Source organism: Streptococcus sp. DAT741 (assembly GCF_009866825.1).
Classification (GTDB): Bacteria; Bacillota; Bacilli; order Lactobacillales; family Streptococcaceae; genus Streptococcus; species Streptococcus ruminantium.
The window spans coordinates 324,593-348,010 of the sequence record NZ_CP019557.1; the positions used below are offsets into that span (position 1 = coordinate 324,593).

Annotated in this window: 13 protein-coding genes, 3 tRNA genes, 3 rRNA genes and 3 pseudogenes; 19 read left to right on the forward strand and 3 right to left on the reverse strand. The window is 42.6% G+C overall.

Annotated elements, in window-relative coordinates:
• Positions 1 to 274: 274 nt before the first annotated feature.
• The 10 genes and pseudogenes from rpmB (at position 275) to recG (ending at position 9,866) form a co-directional block, all read left to right on the forward strand.
• On the forward strand, positions 275 to 463 hold the full coding sequence (gene rpmB / locus BZG42_RS01655; RefSeq protein ID WP_001140948.1) for a 50S ribosomal protein L28: 189 nt from the start codon (positions 275 to 277) through the stop codon (positions 461 to 463).
• A 435-nt stretch (positions 464 to 898) separates the two neighbouring features.
• Positions 899 to 2,457: ribosomal RNA gene (locus BZG42_RS01660) — 16S ribosomal RNA — on the forward strand.
• A 167-nt stretch (positions 2,458 to 2,624) separates the two neighbouring features.
• Positions 2,625 to 2,697, forward strand: a tRNA-Ala gene (locus BZG42_RS01665).
• Positions 2,698 to 2,991: 294 nt separating this feature from the next.
• Positions 2,992 to 5,894: ribosomal RNA gene (locus tag BZG42_RS01670) — 23S ribosomal RNA — on the forward strand.
• 221 nt (positions 5,895 to 6,115) lie between these two features.
• Positions 6,116 to 6,231, forward strand: a 5S ribosomal RNA gene (gene rrf, locus BZG42_RS01675).
• The 16S, 23S and 5S rRNA genes sit together here with 3 tRNA genes alongside, the layout of an rRNA operon.
• Positions 6,232 to 6,236: 5 nt before the next feature.
• Positions 6,237 to 6,309: transfer RNA gene (locus tag BZG42_RS01680), tRNA-Asn, on the forward strand.
• Between the two features lie 12 nt (positions 6,310 to 6,321).
• A tRNA-Glu gene (locus tag BZG42_RS01685) sits at positions 6,322 to 6,393 on the forward strand.
• A gap of 89 nt (positions 6,394 to 6,482) precedes the next feature.
• A pseudogene (locus tag BZG42_RS01695) lies at positions 6,483 to 7,192 on the forward strand (IS3 family transposase); the annotation flags it as partial.
• Positions 7,193 to 7,205: 13 nt separating this feature from the next.
• Positions 7,206 to 7,674, forward strand: a pseudogene (gene tnpA / locus BZG42_RS01705) (IS200/IS605 family transposase).
• A gap of 173 nt (positions 7,675 to 7,847) precedes the next feature.
• Entirely contained in the window at positions 7,848 to 9,866 is a 2,019-nt protein-coding gene (recG, locus tag BZG42_RS01710; protein ID WP_155995616.1) for an ATP-dependent DNA helicase RecG, read from the forward strand.
• Between the two features lie 274 nt (positions 9,867 to 10,140).
• On the opposite strand, the gene BZG42_RS01715 is transcribed toward recG, so the two are convergent.
• Positions 10,141 to 11,100: an asparaginase gene (locus tag BZG42_RS01715; protein ID WP_155995614.1), complete on the reverse strand. Its 960-nt coding sequence runs from the start codon at positions 11,098 to 11,100 to the stop codon at positions 10,141 to 10,143.
• A gap of 71 nt (positions 11,101 to 11,171) precedes the next feature.
• Between BZG42_RS01715 and BZG42_RS10010 the strand changes: the two are divergent.
• A pseudogene (locus BZG42_RS10010) lies at positions 11,172 to 12,537 on the forward strand (Cof-type HAD-IIB family hydrolase).
• Positions 12,538 to 12,552: 15 nt separating this feature from the next.
• Here the strand turns inward: BZG42_RS10010 and BZG42_RS01730 are convergent.
• Complete coding sequence (locus BZG42_RS01730; RefSeq protein ID WP_024532177.1) at positions 12,553 to 13,005, reverse strand: universal stress protein; 453 nt, start codon at positions 13,003 to 13,005, stop codon at positions 12,553 to 12,555.
• 148 nt (positions 13,006 to 13,153) lie between these two features.
• On the opposite strand from BZG42_RS01730, the gene BZG42_RS01735 reads away from it, so the two are divergent.
• From BZG42_RS01735 to gatB, 6 genes are all read left to right on the forward strand, one after another.
• A complete protein-coding gene (locus BZG42_RS01735) occupies positions 13,154 to 14,368 on the forward strand; it encodes a pyridoxal phosphate-dependent aminotransferase (RefSeq protein ID WP_120171323.1) in 1,215 nt (404 codons plus the stop codon).
• A 154-nt stretch (positions 14,369 to 14,522) separates the two neighbouring features.
• On the forward strand, positions 14,523 to 15,311 hold the full coding sequence (gene codY / locus BZG42_RS01740; protein WP_155995610.1) for a GTP-sensing pleiotropic transcriptional regulator CodY: 789 nt from the start codon (positions 14,523 to 14,525) through the stop codon (positions 15,309 to 15,311).
• 1 nt (position 15,312) lies between these two features.
• The gene (locus BZG42_RS01745; protein WP_155962514.1) at positions 15,313 to 15,864 is read left to right on the forward strand and encodes a cysteine hydrolase family protein; all 552 of its coding nucleotides are present in this window, start codon (positions 15,313 to 15,315) and stop codon (positions 15,862 to 15,864) included.
• 145 nt (positions 15,865 to 16,009) lie between these two features.
• Positions 16,010 to 16,315, forward strand: coding sequence for an Asp-tRNA(Asn)/Glu-tRNA(Gln) amidotransferase subunit GatC (gene gatC, locus BZG42_RS01750; RefSeq protein WP_155995608.1), 306 nt, complete (start codon positions 16,010 to 16,012; stop codon positions 16,313 to 16,315).
• Positions 16,312 to 17,781 carry an Asp-tRNA(Asn)/Glu-tRNA(Gln) amidotransferase subunit GatA gene (gene gatA, locus BZG42_RS01755; protein ID WP_155995606.1) on the forward strand — a complete coding sequence of 490 codons (1,470 nt, stop codon included), beginning with the start codon at positions 16,312 to 16,314 and terminating at the stop codon, positions 17,779 to 17,781. The genes gatC and gatA overlap by 4 nt, the downstream gene beginning before the upstream one ends.
• Positions 17,778 to 19,217 (forward strand): Asp-tRNA(Asn)/Glu-tRNA(Gln) amidotransferase subunit GatB, encoded by a 1,440-nt coding sequence (gatB, locus tag BZG42_RS01760; protein WP_155995604.1) that lies wholly within the window; start codon positions 17,778 to 17,780, stop codon positions 19,215 to 19,217. The genes gatA and gatB overlap by 4 nt, the downstream gene beginning before the upstream one ends.
• Positions 19,218 to 19,284: 67 nt before the next feature.
• On the opposite strand, the gene BZG42_RS01765 is transcribed toward gatB, so the two are convergent.
• Positions 19,285 to 20,283: a LacI family DNA-binding transcriptional regulator gene (locus BZG42_RS01765; RefSeq protein WP_155995602.1), complete on the reverse strand. Its 999-nt coding sequence runs from the start codon at positions 20,281 to 20,283 to the stop codon at positions 19,285 to 19,287.
• Between the two features lie 131 nt (positions 20,284 to 20,414).
• Here BZG42_RS01765 and BZG42_RS01770 point away from each other — a divergent pair, with 131 nt between their 5' ends.
• Both BZG42_RS01770 and galT read left to right on the forward strand, forming a co-directional pair.
• Positions 20,415 to 21,578, forward strand: a complete 1,164-nt coding sequence (locus tag BZG42_RS01770) for a galactokinase (RefSeq protein ID WP_120171328.1) — start codon at positions 20,415 to 20,417, stop codon at positions 21,576 to 21,578.
• Positions 21,579 to 21,718: 140 nt separating this feature from the next.
• Complete coding sequence (gene galT / locus BZG42_RS01775; RefSeq protein ID WP_024532186.1) at positions 21,719 to 23,197, forward strand: UDP-glucose--hexose-1-phosphate uridylyltransferase; 1,479 nt, start codon at positions 21,719 to 21,721, stop codon at positions 23,195 to 23,197.
• Positions 23,198 to 23,418: the final 221 nt, after the last annotated feature.

A 23,418-nucleotide genomic window follows, 5' to 3' on the forward strand; every position in this document is an offset into this window, starting at 1 on the left:
GCAATTACGAACTTATTAGAAGAGTAACACAGGTGTGGGCTATCTAGACAGTTTTCCCAAGTGAGCTAACAAAAGACACTTGAACTTTGGTGGTTTTGTAATCAAAGGATTCTTAACTCCTTAAAATACAATCGCTTCGTTGTGCCATATCCATAATCTATAATACAAAAAAATGAAAATAATCCTTGCCAAGAACAAAAGATTCTGTTAGAATGTTATGGTATGTGGTGCTAGCACATCCGATATATTTGATCAAATGAGGAGGAAGACATAAATGGCTAAAGTATGTTATTTTACTGGTCGTAAGACTGTATCAGGTAACAACCGCTCACACGCTATGAACCAGACTAAACGCGCAGTTAAACCAAATCTTCAAAAAGTTACTGTTTTGATTGATGGTAAACCTAAAAAAGTTTGGGCTTCAGCTCGTGCTCTTAAATCAGGCAAAGTTGAGCGTGTATAAATATTGTAGAAGTCGTTAGTCTAAACTAGCGACTTTTATAGTATCCCTAAAAAGAATTTTACTTAAATCTCTTTAACATTCTTTCCTCCATTTTGAAGATAGTAGCGAGTCGTAGGTTAGAATTTTAAAGGAAAGGATAAAAAAAGGTATTGACAGTAGCTTAATAAGGTGATAGAATGAATGAGTTGTCACGAGGAGTAATTCATAGTGTCAGATATCAAAAATGAAAAAAAGCAAAAAAAAGTAAAAAAAGATATTGACAAAGTTAAGTAGACGTGATAAACTAAGATAGTTGTCTCGTGAGAAGCGAGGACAAGTAATAAGACCTTTGAAAATTGAAGAAGACGAACCAAACGTGCAGGGTGGACTTTTAAAGATAGAAGTCCGTCAATGAACAAAAACAATAAGTCAGTAGAGACTGACCAGAAAAAAACTTTATATGAGAGTTTGATCCTGGCTCAGGACGAACGCTGGCGGCGTGCCTAATACATGCAAGTGGAACGCAACTTTTCATCCGTTTCTTCGGAAACATCTGAGAAGTTGAGTCGCGAACGGGTGAGTAACGCGTAGGTAACCTGCCTGATAGCGGGGGATAACTATTGGAAACGATAGCTAATACCGCATAAGAGCTTTAGTGGCATCATTGGAGCTTAAAAGGAGCAACTGCTTCACTATCAGATGGACCTGCGTTGTATTAGCTAGTTGGTGGGGTAAAGGCCTACCAAGGCAACGATACATAGCCGACCTGAGAGGGTGATCGGCCACACTGGGACTGAGACACGGCCCAGACTCCTACGGGAGGCAGCAGTAGGGAATCTTCGGCAATGGGGGGAACCCTGACCGAGCAACGCCGCGTGAGTGAAGAAGGTTTTCGGATCGTAAAGCTCTGTTGTAAGAGAAGAACGTGTGAGAGAGTGGAAAGTTCTCACAGTGACGGTATCTTACCAGAAAGGGACGGCTAACTACGTGCCAGCAGCCGCGGTAATACGTAGGTCCCGAGCGTTGTCCGGATTTATTGGGCGTAAAGCGAGCGCAGGCGGTTTCGTAAGTCTGAAGTAAAAGGCTGTGGCTTAACCATAGTACGCTTTGGAAACTGCGGAACTTGAGTGCAGAAGGGGAGAGTGGAATTCCATGTGTAGCGGTGAAATGCGTAGATATATGGAGGAACACCGGTGGCGAAAGCGGCTCTCTGGTCTGTAACTGACGCTGAGGCTCGAAAGCGTGGGTAGCGAACAGGATTAGATACCCTGGTAGTCCACGCCGTAAACGATGAGTGCTAGGTGTTGGGTCCTTTCCGGGACTCAGTGCCGCAGCTAACGCATTAAGCACTCCGCCTGGGGAGTACGGCCGCAAGGCTGAAACTCAAAGGAATTGACGGGGGCCCGCACAAGCGGTGGAGCATGTGGTTTAATTCGAAGCAACGCGAAGAACCTTACCAGGTCTTGACATCCCAGTGACCGCCCTAGAGATAGGGTTTCTCTTCGGAGCACTGGAGACAGGTGGTGCATGGTTGTCGTCAGCTCGTGTCGTGAGATGTTGGGTTAAGTCCCGCAACGAGCGCAACCCCTATTGTTAGTTGCCATCATTCAGTTGGGCACTCTAGCGAGACTGCCGGTAATAAACCGGAGGAAGGTGGGGATGACGTCAAATCATCATGCCCCTTATGACCTGGGCTACACACGTGCTACAATGGCTGGTACAACGAGTCGCAAGTCGGTGACGGCAAGCTAATCTCTTAAAGCCAGTCTCAGTTCGGATTGTAGGCTGCAACTCGCCTACATGAAGTCGGAATCGCTAGTAATCGCGGATCAGCACGCCGCGGTGAATACGTTCCCGGGCCTTGTACACACCGCCCGTCACACCACGAGAGTTTGTAACACCCGAAGTCGGTGAGGTAACCGTTAAGGAGCCAGCCGCCTAAGGTGGGATAGATGATTGGGGTGAAGTCGTAACAAGGTAGCCGTATCGGAAGGTGCGGCTGGATCACCTCCTTTCTAAGGATAAGCAAGTAATGAGAACGTTACGAAATCCGTATGAAGATAGGAAATTCGTATAGAAGTCAGTAGACTTCAAGGGAATTTATCATTTTCACTAGGAATTTAGTTCGAATACACTTGCTCGGAATCCTGTACGTAGTCTTCTTCAATTTTGAGAGGTCTGTGGGGCCTTAGCTCAGCTGGGAGAGCGCCTGCTTTGCACGCAGGAGGTCAGCGGTTCGATCCCGCTAGGCTCCATCGGTAACGAAAGTTACCAAACAGAATACAAAAGTTCAAGTAGTTGAACACGACCTCATTTTCTAGGAAAAGAGATAAACTTCCTAGTGTGCAAGGCACACTTCGTCAGTTTCCTATTTTTCTACAAAAATGTCCCATTGTGGGAACGGTCTTTGTATCCTATCTTTGTCCATTGAAAATTGAATATCTATATCAAATTCCATTTATTTTAAGAAATAAATGAATAGTAACAAGAAAATAAACCGAAACGCTGTGAATTAATGAGAATTCTAGTTAAAAGAACTAGGTTAATAAGGTTAAGTTAATAAGGGCGCACGGTGGATGCCTTGGCACTAGAAGCCGAAGAAGGACGTGACAAACGACGAAATGCCTTGGGGAGCTGTAAGTAAGCATTGATCCATGGATGTCCGAATGGGGGAACCCACTAGCTAGATGGCTAGTATCCACATCTGTTAAGGGTGTAGGAGGGAAGACGCAGTGAACTGAAACATCTAAGTAGCTGCAGGAAGAGAAAGCAAAAGCGATTGCCTTAGTAGCGGCGAGCGAACCGGCAGGAGGGCAAACCAGAGAGTTTACTCTCTGGGGTTGTAGGACTGCAATGTGGACTTATGATTGATAGACGAATGACTTGGGAAGGTCAGCCAGAGGAGGTAATAGCCCTGTAGTCGAAATCGATGATATACCTAGCAGTATCCTGAGTACGGCGAGACACGCGAAATCTCGTCGGAATCCGGGAGGACCATCTCCCAACCCTAAATACTCTCTAGTGACCGATAGTGAACCAGTACCGTGAGGGAAAGGTGAAAAGTACCCCGGAAGGGGAGTGAAATAGAACCTGAAACCGTGTGCCTACAAGAAGTTCGAGCCCGTTAATGGGTGAGAGCGTGCCTTTTGTAGAATGAACCGGCGAGTTACGTTATGATGCGAGGTTAAGTTGAAGAGACGGAGCCGAAGGGAAACCGAGTCTGAAAAGGGCGCATTAGTATTATGACGTAGACCCGAAACCATGTGACCTACCCATGAGCAGGTTGAAGGTGCGGTAAGACGCACTGGAGGACCGAACCAGGGCACGTTGAAAAGTGCTTGGATGACTTGTGGGTAGCGGAGAAATTCCAAACGAACTTGGAGATAGCTGGTTCTCTCCGAAATAGCTTTAGGGCTAGCGTTGACATAAAGATTCTTGGAGGTAGAGCACTGTTTGGATGAGGGGGCCATCTCGGTTTACTGATTTCAGATAAACTCCGAATGCCAAGTAATTATGGTCGGCAGTCAGACTGCGAGTGCTAAGATCCGTAGTCGAAAGGGAAACAGCCCAGACCACCAGCTAAGGTCCCAAAATAACTATTAAGTGGAAAAGGATGTGGGGTTGCACAGACAACTAGGATGTTAGCTTAGAAGCAGCTATTCATTCAAAGAGTGCGTAATAGCTCACTAGTCGAGTGACCCTGCGCCGAAAATGTACCGGGGCTAAAATAGTTTACCGAAGCTGTGGATGACCTTTGAGGTCATGGTAGGAGAGCGTTCTATATGCGGTGAAGGCATACCGTGAGGAGTGCTGGAGCGTATAGAAGTGAGAATGCCGGTATGAGTAGCGAAAGATGGGTGAGAATCCCATCCACCGTAAGACTAAGGTTTCCAGGGGAAGGCTCGTCCGCCCTGGGTTAGTCGGGACCTAAGGAGAGACCGAAGGGTGTATCCGATGGCCAACAGGTTGATATTCCTGTACTAGAGTATGAAGTGATGGAGGGACGCAGTAGGCTAACTAAAGCGGGCGAATGGAAGAGCCCGTCTAAGCAGTGAGGCTTGGTATGAGTTAAATGCTTGTATCTTTAAGGTTGAGCTGTGATGGGGAGCGAAGTTTAGTAGCGAAGTTAGTGACGTCACACTGCCAAGAAAAGCTTCTAGCGATGTATCATACTCTACCCGTACCGCAAACCGACACAGGTAGTCGAGGCGAGTAGCCTCAGGTGATCGAGAGAACTCTCGTTAAGGAACTCGGCAAAATGACCCCGTAACTTCGGGAGAAGGGGTGCTGTCTTATGGACAGCCGCAGTGAATAGGCCCAAGCAACTGTTTATCAAAAACACAGCTCTCTGCTAAATCGTAAGATGATGTATAGGGGGTGACGCCTGCCCGGTGCTGGAAGGTTAAGAGGAGTGCTTAGCGTAAGCGAAGGTATGAATTGAAGCCCCAGTAAACGGCGGCCGTAACTATAACGGTCCTAAGGTAGCGAAATTCCTTGTCGGGTAAGTTCCGACCCGCACGAAAGGCGTAATGATTTGGGCACTGTCTCAACGAGAGACTCGGTGAAATTTTAGTACCTGTGAAGATGCAGGTTACCCGCGACAGGACGGAAAGACCCCATGGAGCTTTACTGCAGTTTGATATTGAGTATCTGTACCACATGTACAGGATAGGTAGGAGCCTAAGAGAACGGGACGCCAGTTTCGTTTGAGGCGCTGTTGGGATACTACCCTTGTGTTATGGCTACTCTAACCCAGATAGGTAATCCCTATCGGAGACAGTGTCTGACGGGCAGTTTGACTGGGGCGGTCGCCTCCTAAAAGGTAACGGAGGCGCCCAAAGGTTCCCTCAGATTGGTTGGAAATCAATCGCAGAGTGTAAAGGTATAAGGGAGCTTGACTGCGAGAGCTACAACTCGAGCAGGGACGAAAGTCGGGCTTAGTGATCCGGTGGTTCCGTATGGAAGGGCCATCGCTCAACGGATAAAAGCTACCCTGGGGATAACAGGCTTATCTCCCCCAAGAGTTCACATCGACGGGGAGGTTTGGCACCTCGATGTCGGCTCGTCGCATCCTGGGGCTGTAGTCGGTCCCAAGGGTTGGGCTGTTCGCCCATTAAAGCGGCACGCGAGCTGGGTTCAGAACGTCGTGAGACAGTTCGGTCCCTATCCGTCGCGGGCGTAGGAAATTTGAGAGGATCTGCTCCTAGTACGAGAGGACCAGAGTGGACTTACCGCTGGTGTACCAGTTGTCTTGCCAAAGGCATCGCTGGGTAGCTATGTAGGGACGGGATAAACGCTGAAAGCATCTAAGTGTGAAACCCACCTCAAGATGAGATTTCCCATGATTTTGAATCAGTAAGGACCCTTAGAGAAGATGAGGTAGATAGGTTGGGAGTGGAAGTGCTGTGAGGCATGTAGCGGACCAATACTAATCGTCCGAGGACTTATCCAAACTAAGTAACGAGGGCGTCAAATCCGCTTGAAAAATAGGAACCTAACGCAGTATGCTTGCATACAAGGCAGGTTATCTTTTTTCCAAGGATTTAGCCCGAGTACAATTACTCACGAGTCAATATTGACAGCAAGAGGTTTTCTTGTTAGAATATAGATATTCAATTTTGAATGGACAATATGAGTAATGAGGAATTTTTTCTCATACGAATTCATTCACAGTTAAGTGACGATAGCCTAGGAGATACACCTGTACCCATGCCGAACACAGAAGTTAAGCCCTAGAACGCCTGAAGTAGTTGGGGGTTGCCCCCTGTGAGATACGGTAGTTGCTTAGCTGGATTCCGCCATAGCTCAGTTGGTAGAGCGCATGACTGTTAATCATGATGTCACAGGTTCGAGCCCTGTTGGCGGAGTAGAAATTATATGGTCCGTTGGTCAAGGGGTTAAGACACCGCCTTTTCACGGCGGTAACACGGGTTCGAATCCCGTACGGACTATATCAGAGCTTCGGCTCTTTTTTATTTTGTATATGTGAACTGCACCCTAAAAGTTGGACAGAAAATCTAACGATTGGGGTGCTTTTCTTATGACATTAAACGCTAACGATAAAGTTGAAATCTATCACTTAAAACAATTAGGTTGGACTTGGCCACAACTCAGCCAAAAATTTGATGTGAATAAAGCTCATCTCCAATACTTGGTCCGACTGATTGACAAACATGGCTTAGACTGTGCCCAAAAAGGGAAAAACAACTACTATTCACCAGAGCTGAAAGAGGAAATCATAAATGAAGTTCTACTAAGAGGCCGTTCTCAACTAGACGTTTCACTGGATTACGCACTGCCAAATATAGGGACACTACCTAATTGGATAGCGCAATACAAGAAAAACGGGTATGCTATTCTTGAGAAACCTAGAGGAAGGATACCTAAAATGGGACGTAAACCAAAGAAAACTTGGGAAGAAATGACAGAGCTGGAGCGACTTCAGGAAGAAAATGAACGTCTACAAATTGAGGTGGCCTATCTAAAAAAGTTGAGGGAACTGCGCCTCAGGGATGAAGCCTTAGCGAGAGAAAGGCAGAAACAATTAGAGAAATGGTTGAGGGAGGATTCCGACTAGATATCCTCCTAACAACAGCTCAATTAGCCCGTGCTACCTATTATTATCAGCTGAAGTAAGCTGAGAAAGATGATAAGGATAGCGAATTAAAGCAGATGATTCAAGGCATCTACACTGAGCACAAGGGAAATTATGGCTATCGTCGGATTCACTTAGAACTTCGTAATCGTGGGTGAGGAAAAAGAAATGGCTAAAACCAGTTACAGTTTATCACATACTAAATGGATGTGCCAATATTATATAGTTTTCACACCTAAGTATCGTAGAAAATCTATTTACTACAAAATAGGACAAGACTTGATTGATATTTTCCGTCATCTATGCAAATATAAAGGTGTTGAAATTATTGAGGGACACATGATGTCAGATCATGTTCATATGCTTGTGCTCATTCCGCCCAAACTTTCGATTTCCGATTTCATGGGATATTTGAAAAGCAAAAGTGCCTTGATGATTTTCGATAAACATGCAAATCTAAAGGTATGGAAATCGAAAGTTTGGGGCAAGGGGTTACTACGTCAGTACAGTCGGATTAAATGAAAAAACTGTTGCGAAGTACATTCGCGAACAGGAGAAAGACGACATTGTACTTGATAAGTTGAGTGTTAAAGAATATGAAGATCCGTTTTCGGGTGGCGGATTCAGAACACGATAAAAGCCCGTTGTTACGGGCATTAGTCAAGTAATAAAAGTACTAACCTGAACGAAGTTCAGCGAACGCCTTTAGGCGTTGCTGGAGGAAAACGGCTTATAGTCGGTGTACAAGCCACCCGTTTTCACGGGTGGTTATGACTGTATTGATTCATGATTTACTGGTATAATAGGATTATGAAAAAATTATCTGATGAATTGTCGGTTTTACCGGGAATTGGTCCTAAATCAGCCGAAAAATTTTTTAAATTAGCCATTTATACAGTTGGTGATTTATTGACTTACTATCCTTTTCGTTATGAAGATTTTGAAAGTAAGTCTATTTTTGATTTGCAAGATGGTGAGAAGGCGGTAATAGTGGGGGTGGTGGTTTCACCAGCTAATCTCCAGTACTATGGTCATAAAAAAAACCGTCTTCGCTTTTCTGTCAAACAAGGTGAAGTTGTTATAGCAGTTTCGTTTTTTAATCAACCTTATTTGGTGGATAAGATTGAATTGGGACAAGAATTGGCTATTTGGGGGAAGTGGGATAAGAGGAAGGCGAGTCTAACGGGTATGAAAATTCTTTCTCAAGCAACGGATGACTTGCAGCCTGTATACCATGTAGCTCAGGGAATTTCACAGCTCAATTTGGTTAAAGCTATCAAAGCTGCAATTAGTCAGAGGTATTTGGATTTGTTAGATGAAAATCTACCTGCTGTCTTGTTGGAGCGCTACAGACTTTTAGGACGTAAGGCAGCTGTGTATGCTATGCATTTTCCAACGAATTTTGATGAATATAAGCAAGCTTTACGCCGTGTAAAGTTTGAGGAGTTATTGTATTTTCAATTGCAATTACAGCAGTTAAAATCAGCTAATCGTCAGGTTTCTAGTGGTTTGCAGATTCATTATGTACCGGAAGCCTTGGATGCTAAAATTAGGAATTTACCCTTTATTCTGACAGAAGCACAGTCACAGGCTCTTAAAGAAATACTTGCAGATATGAAATCTTCTGGACATATGAATCGTTTATTGCAGGGGGATGTTGGATCCGGAAAAACAGTGGTTGCAAGCCTAGCTATGTTTGCAACTGTGACTGCTGGTATGCAGGCAGCTATTATGGTTCCAACTGAAATCTTGGCAGAGCAACATTACGAGAGTCTGTGTCAGTTGTTCCCAGATTTGTCTATTGTCCTATTGACAGGAGGGATGAAGGTTGCAGCACGTCGGACAGCTTTGGAGATGATAGCTAATGGTCAGGTGGATATGATTGTTGGGACACATGCTTTAATTCAAGAGGGAGTCATCTATCATCGGTTGGGGTTGGTGGTGACAGATGAGCAGCATCGTTTTGGTGTGAAACAACGTCGTTTGTTCCGAGAAAAAGGAGATAATCCTGATGTGCTAATGATGACTGCAACGCCTATTCCTAGAACATTGGCTATTACAGCTTTTGGAGATATGGAAGTATCGGTTATCAATCAATTGCCAGCTGGTCGTAAGCCGATTATAACACGTTGGGTGAAGCATCAGCAGTTACCTGTCGTTTTGGAATGGCTAAAAAGGGAATTACCCAATGGAGCGCAGGTTTATTTCATTTCCCCTTTGATTGAAGAATCTGAGACGTTGGATTTGAAGAATGCGGTGGATTTACAGACTGATTTGCAGGCTTATTTTGGTGAACGGGTCATTATTGATCTACTGCATGGGAAAATGAAAAATGAAGAGAAGGATGCGATTATGCAAGCCTTTAAGGAAAGAAAAACAGACATTCTTGTTTCTACAACGGTGATTGAAGTAGGAGTCAATGTCCCTAATGCTACAGTCATGGTTATTATGGATGCGGATCGTTTTGGTTTAAGTCAGTTACATCAATTAAGAGGGCGAGTGGGACGCGGTCATAAGCAATCCTATGCTGTTTTAGTTGCAAATCCGAAAACAGAATCTGGTAAGGAACGGATGAAGATTATGACGGAAACAACGGATGGTTTTGTGTTGGCAGAAGCAGACTTAAAGATGCGTGGTGCGGGAGAAATTTTTGGCACGCGTCAATCTGGTTTACCCGAGTTTCAAGTAGCTAATATTATGGAGGATTATGCTATTTTAGAGGAAGCTAGGCGAGTCGCTAGTCAAATTGTTAATGAAAAAGACTGGCAAGAAAATCCAGCTTGGTCTGTGTTGCTTCCCTATCTAAAAGATAGAGAAGAACTGGATTAGATATGAAAAAGAAAATGGGATAGTTTTTTCTTGTACAAAATAGTTCTAATATGATTTGTCACTGGTTTTTAATGAGCTGTCAAAATTTTCTATGCAATGAAGGGATTAAGAAATTAAAAACGAATGAAAAATAGTCAGTGGTTTTCTACTTGCTATTATCATTCGTTTTTTTGCTATTCAAAAGAGATAAACCTAAAAGTCTAAGAATGGAGTATTTGAAAAAGGAAAGGTGTAGGAGGATAAAGTATTTTCTATTGTCTTGATTTCAAGAGGCTTAGCCTTGGATATAGTCAGCTAATTCCTGATTTTTAAGCCCTGCGCTGAGGGCAATGAGGAGTTTGAGGCGAGCTTTTTGGGCATTTAGTTCTTTGACAAAGAGAATACCACTTTGTTTCAGTTGACTTCCTCCTCCTTCGTAGGCATAGACAGGTTCAGCAATGCCATTGAAGCAGCGGGAAACTAGTATAATTGGGATTTGCTGTTCAAGGAGGTGCTTGATGGCAGGTAAGATGGTTGGAGGAAGATTACCTGCTCCGAGTGCTTCGATGACCAGTCCAGAAATGCTGTTGGTAGATAGTGAATCTAGGAGGATCGACTCCATTCCTGCATAGGCTTTAATAATAGGAACAGTTCCAGACACTTGAGAGAGGTCAAAACGAACTCTGGGTTCCGCAGTTTTAAAGTAGAGGATTTCCTGCTTTGTAGCTAGACCAAGCGGTCCATGGGTTGGTGTTTGGAAAGTCGAGACATTGGTTGTATGAGTCTTTGTCACATACTTTGCGGCATGAATTTCATCATTCATGACGATCAGGACTCCTTTGTCAGCAGATTTTTCATCGGCTGCTACACGAAGGGCTGTGTGATAGTTGTAAATACCATCGCTACCCAACTCATTTAAAGAACGCATGGCACCTGTTAGGACGATAGGTTTTTCTGGGATGGCCATAGTGTCGAGAAAATAGGCTGTCTCCTCTAAAGTATCAGTTCCGTGTGTGATGATAAAGCCATCAAAATGGTTAGCCTCTTTCTTTATCTTTTGGTAGAGCGCCATCATGTGTTCGAGGTTGATGTGGGGGCTAGGAACATTGAAAAAATCCAAGGAAGTAATTTGGATTTCTTCTATCGGTGTATCTATTTTTGTCATAGGATTGACTGGGTTTGAGACGACCTCTCCTTGTTGATTGGCTTGCATAGAGATTGTTCCGCCTGTATGCAATACTAGAATTCTTTTCATAAATTTTCTGATTCTTTCAAAATATGATATACTAATTGTATCATAATTTCCGAGAAAGAAGGTGAGATGGGTTGACAATAAAGGCTGTATTTTTCGATATTGATGGTACTTTATTGACAGATAGTCGTATGGTCAGTAAGTCAACAATTCTTGCTATCAATGCTTTGAAAGAAAAAGGTATTTTAGTTGGTTTGGCTACTGGTCGAGGTCCGCGTTTTATTTTACAATATATGGCTAGTCTTGGCTTGGATTTGGCAATTGCTTATAATGGTCAATATATTTTTTCAAGGGAGGAAGTTATTTATAGTCAGGTTCTAGAGTCGAAACAGATTGAACAGATTATAGAATATGCTCAGCTGCACCGTAAGGAGCTATCTTTCGGGACTGCTAGGGGTGTATTTGGAAGTAAGATTATGAGTGCTGGGATGGGAAATTTTGCCTACCGAGTCACTCGCATGATTCCTGAGTCTTGGGCTACTTTTGTTCATTTTATTTTTAATCGTATTGTACGTTGGATTAGTCCTCAGCAACAGAACGATCTAAAAAATTTTCTACTTCAGCCTATCTATCAGCTAATGTTGTTGGTTAGTGAGGAAGAAACGCAGATGCTGGAAGAACGGTTTTCTGATGTATCTTTTACGCGTTCAAGTCCCTATGCTACAGATATCATCAGTAAGGGGAACTCGAAACTGACGGGTATTTTAAGGATAGCCAAGCAATATCAATTTAGTTTAGATAATGTCATGGTATTTGGTGATTCTGATAATGATTTTGAGATGCTGCAAGAAATCAAGTACTCGGTTGCTATGGGAAATGGGACTGTAAAAGCTAAACAAGTAGCTTCTTTTGTTACGGATACAAACAATCAAGATGGGATTTGCAAGGCGCTAATTCATTTTGGAGTGATTGAGGAGAAAGATGTTTCAGAGCAAGGATAACAATTTTAATAGAGTGAGAGATTTCCATATCTTAATGGATGGACAAATTCAGGAAGTGCCACAGGAATATGATGGGGAGACTGCTGTGCACCGTGTTGGTTTTAAGCTTGAAGAATTGGTAGAATTTTTGTATGCAGCTTCTGAAAGTGAAGAGGATTTTCATGGACGGATTGCCCAGCTTCACCAGCAGTTAGATAAAGCAGTTGAGAAGGTGTGCAGCAAACGGTTAGTGGGTGTCTCTATGCGAGATCAGGTAGATGCTCTTTTGGATATTCTGTATTTTACCTATGGTTCGTTTGTTTTAATGGGGGTTGATCCAGAGCCGATTTTCCATTTGGTTCATGCAGCCAATATGGGGAAGATATTCCCAGATGGTAGGGCACATTTTGATCCGGTTACTCATAAAATTTTAAAACCAGATGATTGGGAAGAACGCTTTGCGCCAGAGGGAAAGATTCAAGAAGAACTGAAGAGACAAATGAAAAGACTTGATCACTAAATCAAGTCTTTCACTTTATAAACTTTTCTCTCCATCTCGCACAATAAGTAAATCAATATTGGCATGGCGCATGATGTATTCAGATGAAGAACCGATAAGGAGTCGCTCGAAGGCGTTGAGACCGGTTGCTCCTAACAACATGAGATCGGCTCCTGTTTCCTTAGGAATATCTACAGCTAACAAGGTTTTTGGATTGCCAAATTCAACGCGAATTTGAACATCAATTAGCCCAGCATTCAGTGCTTCTTGCTTGTATTCTTCAAGAAGAAGTTCTGCCTCTCTTTCTAAAGACTCATAGACAGAGGCATCAAAAGCGATAACATTATGAAGAGAACGTGTATCAATAACATGAGCAATAATCAAGCGAGCTTGGTTGCGCATAGCGACATGTATAGCCTTGTGGAGAGCTAATTCGGCTCCTTTTGAACCGTCTACAGCAACAAGAATTGTTTTATATGATTGGGTCATTACCATCACTCCTTTCAGAAGGCCGGTCTATGATAGACAGTATAGGTTACGCCCTCATTATAAGCCTTTTGAGATAAATTGTAAAGGATTCTTGTACTTTTTAACCTTTTAAAGTACAATAGAACAGATAGAAAGTTGAGGTAACGGCATGAAGCAGTTTAATAAATCAACAAAATTGGATGATGTAGCTTATGACATTCGTGGTCCTGTCTTGGAAGAAGCCATGCGCATGCGTGCCAATGGTGAGCAGATTTTGCGCTTGAATACAGGTAATCCTGCTGAATTTGGTTTTACGGCGCCAGATGAGGTAATCCGTGATTTGATTCATAATGCTCGAAAATCAGAGGGGTACTCTAATAGTAAAGGTATTTTTTCAGCTCGCAAGGCGATTATGCAATATTGTCAGTTGAAGAAGTTTCCAAATGTTGATATTGAAGATATTTACCTTGGAAATGGTGTTAGTGAGCTGATTGTTATGTCTATGCAAGGTTTGCTAGATAATGGTGATGAGGTTTTGGTACCTATGCCAGACTATCCATTGTGGACAGCAGCTATTAGTTTAGCAGGTGGGAAGGCTGTCCATTATATCTGTGACGAGGCGGCTGATTGGTATCCGGATTTGGAGGATATGGAGTCTAAGATTACTTCACGAACCAAGGCTATCGTACTGATCAATCCTAACAACCCAACAGGTGCTCTATATCCTAAAGAAATTTTAGAGGGGATTATTGATATTGCTCGGCGGCATGAGCTTATTATCTTTTCTGATGAAATTTATGATCGAATGGTCTTTGATGGCGCGGTTCATATTCCGATTGCTACCCTGGCTCCAGATTTGTTTGTCGTGACGATGAATGGTTTGTCCAAGTCTCATCGGATTTGTGGTTTCCGGGTAGGCTGGATGGTCTTGTCAGGTCCCAAGAAGCATGTTAAGGGGTACATTGAAGGATTGAATATGTTGTCTAACATGCGACTTTGTTCCAATGTTTTAGCTCAACAAGTGGTACAAACTTCTCTTGGAGGACATCAATCTGTGGATAAATTATTGATTCCTGGGGGGCGTTTGTACGAACAGAGGGAGTTTATAACAAAAGCTATCAATGATATTCCAGGACTTTCTACTATCAAGCCTAAAGCAGGGCTGTATGTGTTTCCAAAAATTGATCGGGAGATGTACCGGATAGATGATGATGAGCAATTTGTCTTGGATTTCCTCAAGCAGGAGAAGGTACTTTTAGTACATGGACGTGGCTTTAACTGGAAAGATCCTGACCATTTCCGTATTGTGTATCTACCACGTGTTGATGAATTGGCAGAGATTCAGGAGAAGATGACACGATTCTTGCGTCAATATCGTAGGTAATCTGGTTTTGAAGGGTGTAAATGGGTTCTACAGCCTTCTTTTCATTTGATTAGAATGATTTTTGTTTTCTAATAACGGTAAATTTTCTGATAATTATTGAAATTTTGTGTATTTTTTGCTATACTGAAAGCAATTACAGAGTAAAGAGGAAAGTATGACAACATTATTAGAAAAGACACGGGATATTACTTCTATTTTGAAGCGTTCCGAAGAGCAATTGGCGGAAGAATTGCCCTACAATGCCATTGCTGATCATTTATCAGCCATCATTGATTGTAACTCTTGCATTATCAATAGTGAGGGTGAGGTTTTGGGGTACCACATGAACTATAAAACAAACAATGATCGTGTGGAAGAATTTTTTCAAAATAAGCAGTTTCCCGAAGAATACGTGAGATCTGTTGCTCGGGTTTATGATACTCAGGTTAATTTGCCTGTAGAAAGTGAGTTGACTGCTATACCAGTTGAGTTGCGTTCTACCTATCCCAATGGTTTGACAACGATTGCTCCTATCCATGTAACGGGGATTCGATTTGGTTCCCTCATTATTTGGCGTAATGATGAGCAGTTCCATGACGATGATTTGATTCTAGTGGAGATTGCAGCAACAGTAGTTGGGATTCAATTACTCAATTTCCAAAGGGAAGAAGATGAAAAGAATATTCGTCGTCGTGCTGCAGTCAATATGGCTGTCAATACCCTTTCTTATTCAGAAATGAAGGCTGTTGCAGCTATTTTAGGTGAGTTGACTGGCAATGAGGGGCAGTTGATGGCCTCAGTTATTGCTGATCGTATTGGTATTACTCGATCTGTTATTGTTAATGCACTTCGTAAATTGGAAAGTGCTGGTATTATTGAAAGTCGTTCTCTGGGAATGAAAGGAACCTATCTGAAGGTTCTTATTCCGGCGATTTTTGATGAGATTAAGAAACGTGATTATTAAGGTGACTAAGGCGCTTATCTCAATTGACTACGTAGTAGATATGGTTGCAGCGAGTGGTAAGTTAACGGTTGGATCGCCAGCGCAGGCTATTTCTGATCGTATTGCGCAAGTCACAAGGGAGTCTTTCGAAAATGGAGACTATATTTTCTTTGCAATTGATGCCCATAGGGAAGAGGATCATTTTCATCCAGAGATGAAGTTATTTCCTCCTCATAATATTATAGGAACACAAGGGCGTAATTTATATGGCCCTCTGGCAGATTTTTATCAGGTATATAAGCATCATGCACGTGTGCATTGGATCGATAAGCGGTATTACTCAGCTTTTTCGGGGACAGATTTGGATGTTCGTTTGAGGGAGCGTAGAGTAGATACGGTGGTTCTAACAGGGGTTCTGTCAGACATCTGTGTCCTTCATACAGCTATTGATGCCTACAATAAAGGTTATCAGATTGAAGTGGTAGCATCAGCGATTGCTACCTTAACGGAGGAGCGTCATCAATTTGCGCTTAATCATCTGCGCTATGTACTCGGTGCAACGATATTAGACTAGTTTTCGTTGAGTATATGCATTGGAGACCAGCCTTTTGGGCTGGTTTTTTGATAGAGAATGGTGGTATACGAGGTGATTTCTACCTTTTTTCAAGTCTAGAAATATGGTATAATGAAAAATAGATTTCCATAGGAGGAAAGTAAGAATGAAGATTTCTGAAGCTGAAGTCCGTCACGTTGCTAAGCTATCTAAGCTGGAATTTTCGGACCAAGAGACAGCCGTGTTTGCAACGACCTTGAGCAAGATTGTTGATATGGTTGAATTGCTCAATGAAGTGGATACAACAGGTGTTTCTGTGACGACAACCATGGCTGATCGTAAGAACGTTTTGCGGGAAGATATTGCCCAAAAAGGCGAGAGTTGTGAGGCTTTGTTTAAAAATGTACCTGAGTCTCAAAATAACTTTATCAAGGTACCAGCGATTTTAGATGGAGGAGGAGAAGCCGAATGACATTTAATCATAAGACCATTGATGAGTTGCATGACCTTCTTGTCAAAAAGGAGATTTCTGTGCTTGAGTTGACTAAGGCAACGTTAGCAGACATCAAGAGTCGTGAGAATGCTGTGGATGCCTTCTTGACGATTACGGAAGATGAGGCTTTGGCTCAAGCTGCTGCTCTTGATAAAAAAGGGATCGATGCAGATAATGTTATGGCAGGTATTCCATTTGCCGTTAAGGATAATATCTCTACTAAGGGAATTCTAACGACAGCAGCTTCTAAAATGCTCTACAACTATGAGCCAATTTTTGATGCGACTGCTGTTTCTCAAGCCTATGATGCAGGGATGATTGTCATCGGTAAGACCAATATGGACGAGTTTGCTATGGGTGGATCTAACGAAAATTCTGCCTTTAAGCCAACAAAGAATGCTTGGGATCAAGCCAAGGTTCCTGGTGGTTCATCGGGTGGTTCAGCAGCAGCTGTTGCTTCTGGGCAAGTTCGTTTATCTTTGGGATCAGATACGGGTGGTTCTATCCGTCAACCAGCAGCTTTTAATGGTATTGTTGGAATGAAACCGACCTATGGAACGGTATCACGTTTTGGGTTGATTGCTTTTGGTTCTTCTCTTGATCAGATTGGTCCATTTTCACAGACGGTTAAGGAAAATGCTCAATTGCTCAATGTTATCTCAGGACATGATGCGAAAGATGCAACCTCAATCCTCAATGGGATTGCCGACTTTACTAGCAAGATTGGTCAAGACATCAAAGGACTTAAAATTGCACTTCCTAAGGAATATATAGGGAAAGGGATTGATCCGCAGGTCAAAGAAACAATTCTCAAGGCTGCTAAGCATTTGGAAAGTTTGGGAGCTATTATTGAGGAAGTGAGCCTGCCGCATTCTAAGTATGGAGTCGCTGTTTATTATATTATTGCTTCGTCAGAGGCTTCTTCAAATTTGCAGCGCTTTGATGGTATTCGTTATGGTTTCCGCGCACCAGATGCGACCAATTTGGAAGAAATTTATGTAAAAACGCGTAGCCAAGGTTTCGGTGAGGAGGTTAAGCGCCGTATTATGTTGGGAACCTTTAGCTTATCATCTGGTTATTACGATGCCTACTTCAAGAAGGCTGGTCAAGTACGAACCTTGATTATCCAAGACTTTGAAAAAGTTTTTGCGAATTATGATTTGATTTTGGGACCGACAGCTCCGACAGTGGCCTTTGATTTGGATACCCTGAACCATGATCCTGTAGCTATGTACTTGGCGGATCTCTTAACCATTCCTGTTAACTTGGCTGGTCTTCCAGGACTATCTATCCCTGCTGGTTTTGTAGAGGGTCTGCCAGTTGGTTTGCAGTTGATTGGTCCAAAATATTCAGAAGAAACGATTTATCAAGTAGCTGCTGCTTTTGAGGCAACGACAGATTACCATAAGCAACAACCAGTGATTTTTGGAGGTGCTAACAAATGAACTTTGAAACGATAATTGGTCTAGAAGTCCATGTGGAGTTGAATACCAATTCTAAGATTTTCTCACCTTCATCCGCTCATTTTGGCGAGGATCCAAATGCCAATACCAATGTGATTGATTGGTCGTTCCCAGGGGTTCTTCCTGTTTTGAATAAAGGAGTTGTGGATGCAGGTATCAAGGCGGCTTTGGCCTTAAATATGGCTATTCACAAGGAAATGCACTTTGACCGAAAGAATTATTTCTATCCCGATAATCCAAAAGCCTATCAGATTTCCCAGTTTGATGAGCCAATTGGCTACGATGGCTGGATTGAGATTGAGCTAGAAGATGGTACGACTAAGAAAATCCGTATCGAACGTGCTCATTTGGAAGAGGATGCAGGGAAAAATACGCATGGTACAGATGGTTATTCCTATGTGGATCTTAACCGTCAGGGTGTACCTTTGATTGAGATTGTATCAGAAGCAGATATGCGCTCGCCTGAGGAAGCCTATGCTTATTTGACAGCTCTCAAGGAAATTATCCAGTATACAGGTATTTCTGATGTCAAAATGGAAGAAGGCTCTATGCGGGTCGATGCCAATATTTCTTTGCGTCCTTATGGTCAGGAGAAGTTTGGTACCAAGACCGAGTTGAAGAATTTGAACTCCTTTAACTATGTCCGCAAGGGCTTACAGTACGAGGTAGAGCGTCAGACTAAGATTCTGCGTTCCGGTGGTCAAATTCAGCAAGAGACCCGTCGCTATGATGAGTCAACTGGTGAAACCATTCTGATGCGTGTCAAAGAAGGTTCGTCTGACTATCGGTATTTTCCAGAACCAGACTTGCCACTCTATGAGATTGATGATGACTGGATTGAGGAAGTGCGAAAAGACCTACCAGTCTTTCCAAAAGTTCGTCGTGCCAATTATGTAGATAAGCTTGGTTTGACGACCTATGATGCAGGGCAACTGACTGCGACCAAGGCGCTTTCTGACTTCTTTGAGGCAGCGGTGGCACTAGGTGGTGATGCTAAACAGGTTTCTAACTGGCTACAGGGTGAAGTCGCTCAATTCCTCAATGCGGAAGGCAGGACCATTGAACAAATCGCTCTGACTCCAGAAAATCTGGTGGAAATGCTTGCTCTAATTGCTGATGGTACCATCTCTTCTAAGATTGCCAAGAAGGTCTTTGTCCATCTGGCTAAGGAAGGTGGTTCTGCCAAAGTTTTCGTTGAGAAGGCTGGTTTGGTGCAGATTTCAGATCCGGCAGTTTTGATTCCGATTATCCATCAGGTCTTTGCCGACAACGAAGCAGCGGTGGCAGACTTCAAGTCTGGTAAGCGGAATGCGGATAAGGCCTTTACAGGTTTCCTCATGAAGGCAACCAAGGGACAAGCCAACCCACAAGTTGCTCAACAATTATTAGCACAGGAATTGGCTAAGTTGTTGGATTAAAAAGAATATGATAAAACCGAGAACTCGTCTTTAGGGCTCTCGGTTTTTACTACATTCATATAAAGTTTTAATAACTACTATCTCGAATGACCAGCCGAGTTCCTAGTTTTATCTTTCGTGGGTGATAGATGCCTGAAGTTGCTATCATGCGATCGAGGAGTTGTGCAGCTTCTTGCCCCATTTCTTCGGTGAAGACGCTGATAGAAGAGAGGGCTGGATAGACTTGACGGGTGATGGCTGTATCGTTAAAGGTAATCAGTTGAACTCGTTCTGGAACGGCAATCTGTCGTTCTTGTAGCGCACGGAGAGCTCCGACAGCTAAGGTATCATTAGCAATAAAGAAGGCAGGAGGGAGTTGCTCGCCCAAGTCCTCTATGGCTTGACTCATCAGTTCGTAGCCTGACTGGGTAGAAAAGTTTCCTTGATAGATGTAGTTCTCTTGAAAAATACCCAAGGTTCCTAGGTAGTTTCTAAAGGCAATTAGGCGAGGGTCTGTCGGGAGTTGGTAGCCGTCTGTTGTTTTTTCTTGACCAACTAGCAAGCCGATGTCTATTATGTTTTGCGAACGGAAGTGGTCGATTACAATCTGAACAGAGTGTTCAAAGTCAGTTGTGATACAGGAAAATCCTTCAGGCAGCGTATCAGAGTCAACAAAAATTAACTGAGGAGATAGACTAGCCAGCTCTGCTATTTGCTCAGAAGAAAATTTACCGACTGCAATGATGCCATCTAGGTTGTGGAGGAGTGGATTTGTCAAATCGTTGAAGGAGCGGACAATCTGATAACCTAATTGACTGGCTGTCTGTTCAATACTAACCCGAATAGAATAATAGTAGAGATCTGCTAACTCTTCACTTTCGGTGTACCATTGGACGATGCCGATGGTACCTTTTTGCTGAGGAGCCTGCTTTTTTAAGTGTTTGATGTAACCAAGTTTCTGTGCCAGAGCTAAAATTTTTTGACGCGTTTCTTGGCTGACAGAGAGACTTGTATCCCCATTCAAAACTCTGGAAATAGTGGCAGGGGATAGCTCTGCTTTTTTAGCGATGTCTTTTATAGTAACCATGATATTCTCCTGTTTATTTATGCTTAGTATAGCATAAAAAATAAAATTAGTAAATTTTTAGTAAAAAATTGACAATTTAACTAGTGAATTGTACAATAAAAGAAAACGATTACAACACACAGGAGGTTCTCATGGAAAAAGAACAACTAAGACGGTCCTTTTTGGATATTTTTGGTCAAGAGGCTGATGCGACTTTCTTCTCACCGGGACGGATCAATTTGATTGGCGAGCATACGGACTACAATGGAGGGCATGTTTTTCCGGCTGCTATCACCTTGGGAACTTATGGTGCAGCTCGTAAGCGTGAGGATCGCCTTTTGCGTTTTTATTCTGCCAACTTTGGAGAAGTGGGGATTATTGAGGTTGGCTTAGACAATCTTGTCTTTGATAAGGCAGATAACTGGGCCAACTATGCCAAGGGGGTACTTAAGTTCTTGCAGGAAGCAGGTCACAGGATTGATACAGGTATGGAAATTTTCATTTATGGTAATATTCCAAATGGATCGGGTTTGTCTTCATCTGCTTCTCTGGAACTCTTGATTGGGATTATTGCTGAGAACTTATATGACTTAGATTTAACTCGCTTGGACTTGGTGAAAATTGGAAAACAAACGGAAAATCATTTTATCGGAGTTAACTCTGGAATTATGGATCAATTTGCTATCGGTATGGGGGCAGACAATAGAGCCATTTATCTGGATACCAATACCCTGAACTATGACCTGGTTCCACTTGATTTAGGAGATTATGTCATTGTTATTATGAATACCAACAAACGTCGTGAATTGGCGGATTCAAAATATAATGAACGCCGTGCTGAGTGTGAAAAGGCGGTTGAGGAACTTAATAGTCTCCTTACGATTCAAACCTTAGGTGAGCTAGATGAGTGGACCTTTGACCAGTATAGCTACCTGATTAAGGACAAAAATCGGATTAAGCGGGCTCGTCATGCTGTCTTAGAAAATCAACGAACTTTACAGGCTAGAAAAGCTTTGGAAGAAGGGGATTTGAAAATGTTTGGCCGTCTAATCAATGCTTCTCATGTTTCTTTGGAACATGATTATGAGGTGACAGGCTTGGAATTAGATACTCTTGTTCACACTGCTTGGGAACAAGAGGGAGTCTTGGGAGCTCGTATGACAGGTGCAGGTTTTGGTGGTTGCGGTATCGCCATCGTACATAGAGATCAGGTTGAGGTTTTTACAGGAAATGTTGGCAAAATTTACACAGAGGTTGTTGGCTATGAGCCAAGCTTCTATGTCGCCGAAATTGCTGGTGGATCCTGTATTCTCTAGCTATTTCTTGTATTTTATTCTGTTGGTTACATCTGTACCTTGTTGAGGGGATGAAGCTCTATCTCTGTTTGATTTTTAGCACTTAATATGCTGTAAAGTAATAACAAGAATGATTAAACTTACTAGATATTGGAGAAATAATGATAAATCTTGTGGATAAATTTGTGGAGCAGGTCATTGCCCATAGTAGCTTTGAAGAAATGGATGCTCTCTATCTGCGCAATAGAGTTATCGCTTTGGTTGGAGAGCAGGTGCTGACTGTAGAGACGAACTTGGAAAATCTGATTGAACTCAAAGATGCTCTCTTAGCTCAGGCTGTCCAAACAGGCTTTATCGGAGAACTGGTAGAAGAGCAAGAAGTGGTTGGCGCTAGCCTCATGGACTTGATAACTCCAAGTCCTAGTCAGGTCAATCGTCAGTTCTGGGAGACCTATGCAACTGCTCCTGAACAGGCTATTGCTGATTTTTATAGCCTTAGCAAGAAAAATGATTATATCAAAGTAGCTGCTGTAGCCAAAAATATCTATTATCAAGTGCCTACAGAATATGGTGATTTGGAAATTACCATCAATCTGTCCAAACCTGAAAAGGATCCCAAAGCTATCGCAGCAGCAACGAAGGCAGAAAGTTCTAACTATCCCAAGTGTCTACTTTGTATGGAAAATGAAGGGTACCAAGGGCGAATTAACCACCCTGCGCGTGCAAACCACCGCATCATTCGTATGGATTTGGGGAAAGAGTGTTGGGGGTTCCAATATTCTCCTTATGCCTACTTTGATGAGCATGCGATTTTCCTCAATACTCAACACGTCCCAATGTCAATCACTTCACAGACTTTTGTACAATTATTGGAACTAATTGACATGTTGCCAGGCTATTTTATTGGATCCAACTCGGATTTGCCGATTTCAGGTGGCTCCATTTTGACTCACAATCATTATCAGGGGGGGCGTCATCATTTTGCTATGGATCAAGCTCCTATTGAGAAAAAATTGACTTTTGCAGGATTTGAAACCGTGCAGGCAGGAATTGTTAAATGGCCGATGTCTGTAATTCGTTTGACTGCCAGTGATAAAGAGCCTCTCCTTGGTTTGGCTATAAAGATTTTGGAAAAATGGCGGAGCTATTCAGATGATTTAGTACAGATAAAGGCTGAGACGGACGGTATTCCTCATCATACAATTACTCCAATTGCTCGGAAACGAGCTGATTTGTATGAGCTGGATTTAGTTCTCCGTGATAATCAGACATCAGAAGAATTTCCAGATGGTATTTACCATCCTCATCCAGATGTCCAACATATCAAGAAAGAAAATATTGGATTGATTGAGGTTATGGGGTTGGCTATTTTACCACCAAGACTCAAGACGGAATTAGCTGAGGTGGAAAAATTCTTACTAGGACAGAGAAGCCAAGTAGCTGATTGCCATCAGGTTTGGGCAGAACGTCTGAAGACTGAAAATCCAGATCTCACTGAAAGTAATGTAGGTCAACTTGTTCGTGAATCTGTTGGGAAAATTTTTTCCCAGGTTTTAGAAGATGCAGGTGTTTACAAACGTACTCCAGAAGGTCAAGCAGCTTTCATGCGATTTTTAGAGACTGTCGGTTTATCTTTGTAAGAGGATTAGAAAGAGTAGGATGATGTACTGCACCCCGAAAGTTAGACACAAAATCTAACGATTGGGGTGCTTTTCTTATAAAATTAAACGCTAACGATAAAGTTGAAATCTATCACTTAAAACAATTAGGTTGGACGTGGCTACAACTCAGCCAAAAATTTGATGTGAATAAAGCTCATCTCCAATACTTGGTCCGACTGATTGACAAATATGGTTTAGAC

Excerpts from the sequence above, each read along its gene's own strand:
- rpmB (WP_001140948.1), top strand. The coding sequence starts at position 275 with ATGGCTAAAGTATGTTATTTTACTGGTCGTAAGACTGTATCAGGTAAC.
- recG (WP_155995616.1), top strand. The coding sequence starts at position 7,848 with ATGAAAAAATTATCTGATGAATTGTCGGTTTTACCGGGAATTGGTCCT.
- BZG42_RS01715 (WP_155995614.1), bottom strand. The coding sequence starts at position 11,100 with ATGAAAAGAATTCTAGTATTGCATACAGGCGGAACAATCTCTATGCAA.
- BZG42_RS01730 (WP_024532177.1), bottom strand. The coding sequence starts at position 13,005 with ATGACCCAATCATATAAAACAATTCTTGTTGCTGTAGACGGTTCAAAA.
- BZG42_RS01735 (WP_120171323.1), top strand. The coding sequence starts at position 13,154 with ATGAAGCAGTTTAATAAATCAACAAAATTGGATGATGTAGCTTATGAC.
- codY (WP_155995610.1), top strand. The coding sequence starts at position 14,523 with ATGACAACATTATTAGAAAAGACACGGGATATTACTTCTATTTTGAAG.
- gatC (WP_155995608.1), top strand. The coding sequence starts at position 16,010 with ATGAAGATTTCTGAAGCTGAAGTCCGTCACGTTGCTAAGCTATCTAAG.
- gatA (WP_155995606.1), top strand. The coding sequence starts at position 16,312 with ATGACATTTAATCATAAGACCATTGATGAGTTGCATGACCTTCTTGTC.
- gatB (WP_155995604.1), top strand. The coding sequence starts at position 17,778 with ATGAACTTTGAAACGATAATTGGTCTAGAAGTCCATGTGGAGTTGAAT.
- BZG42_RS01765 (WP_155995602.1), bottom strand. The coding sequence starts at position 20,283 with ATGGTTACTATAAAAGACATCGCTAAAAAAGCAGAGCTATCCCCTGCC.
- BZG42_RS01770 (WP_120171328.1), top strand. The coding sequence starts at position 20,415 with ATGGAAAAAGAACAACTAAGACGGTCCTTTTTGGATATTTTTGGTCAA.
- galT (WP_024532186.1), top strand. The coding sequence starts at position 21,719 with ATGATAAATCTTGTGGATAAATTTGTGGAGCAGGTCATTGCCCATAGT.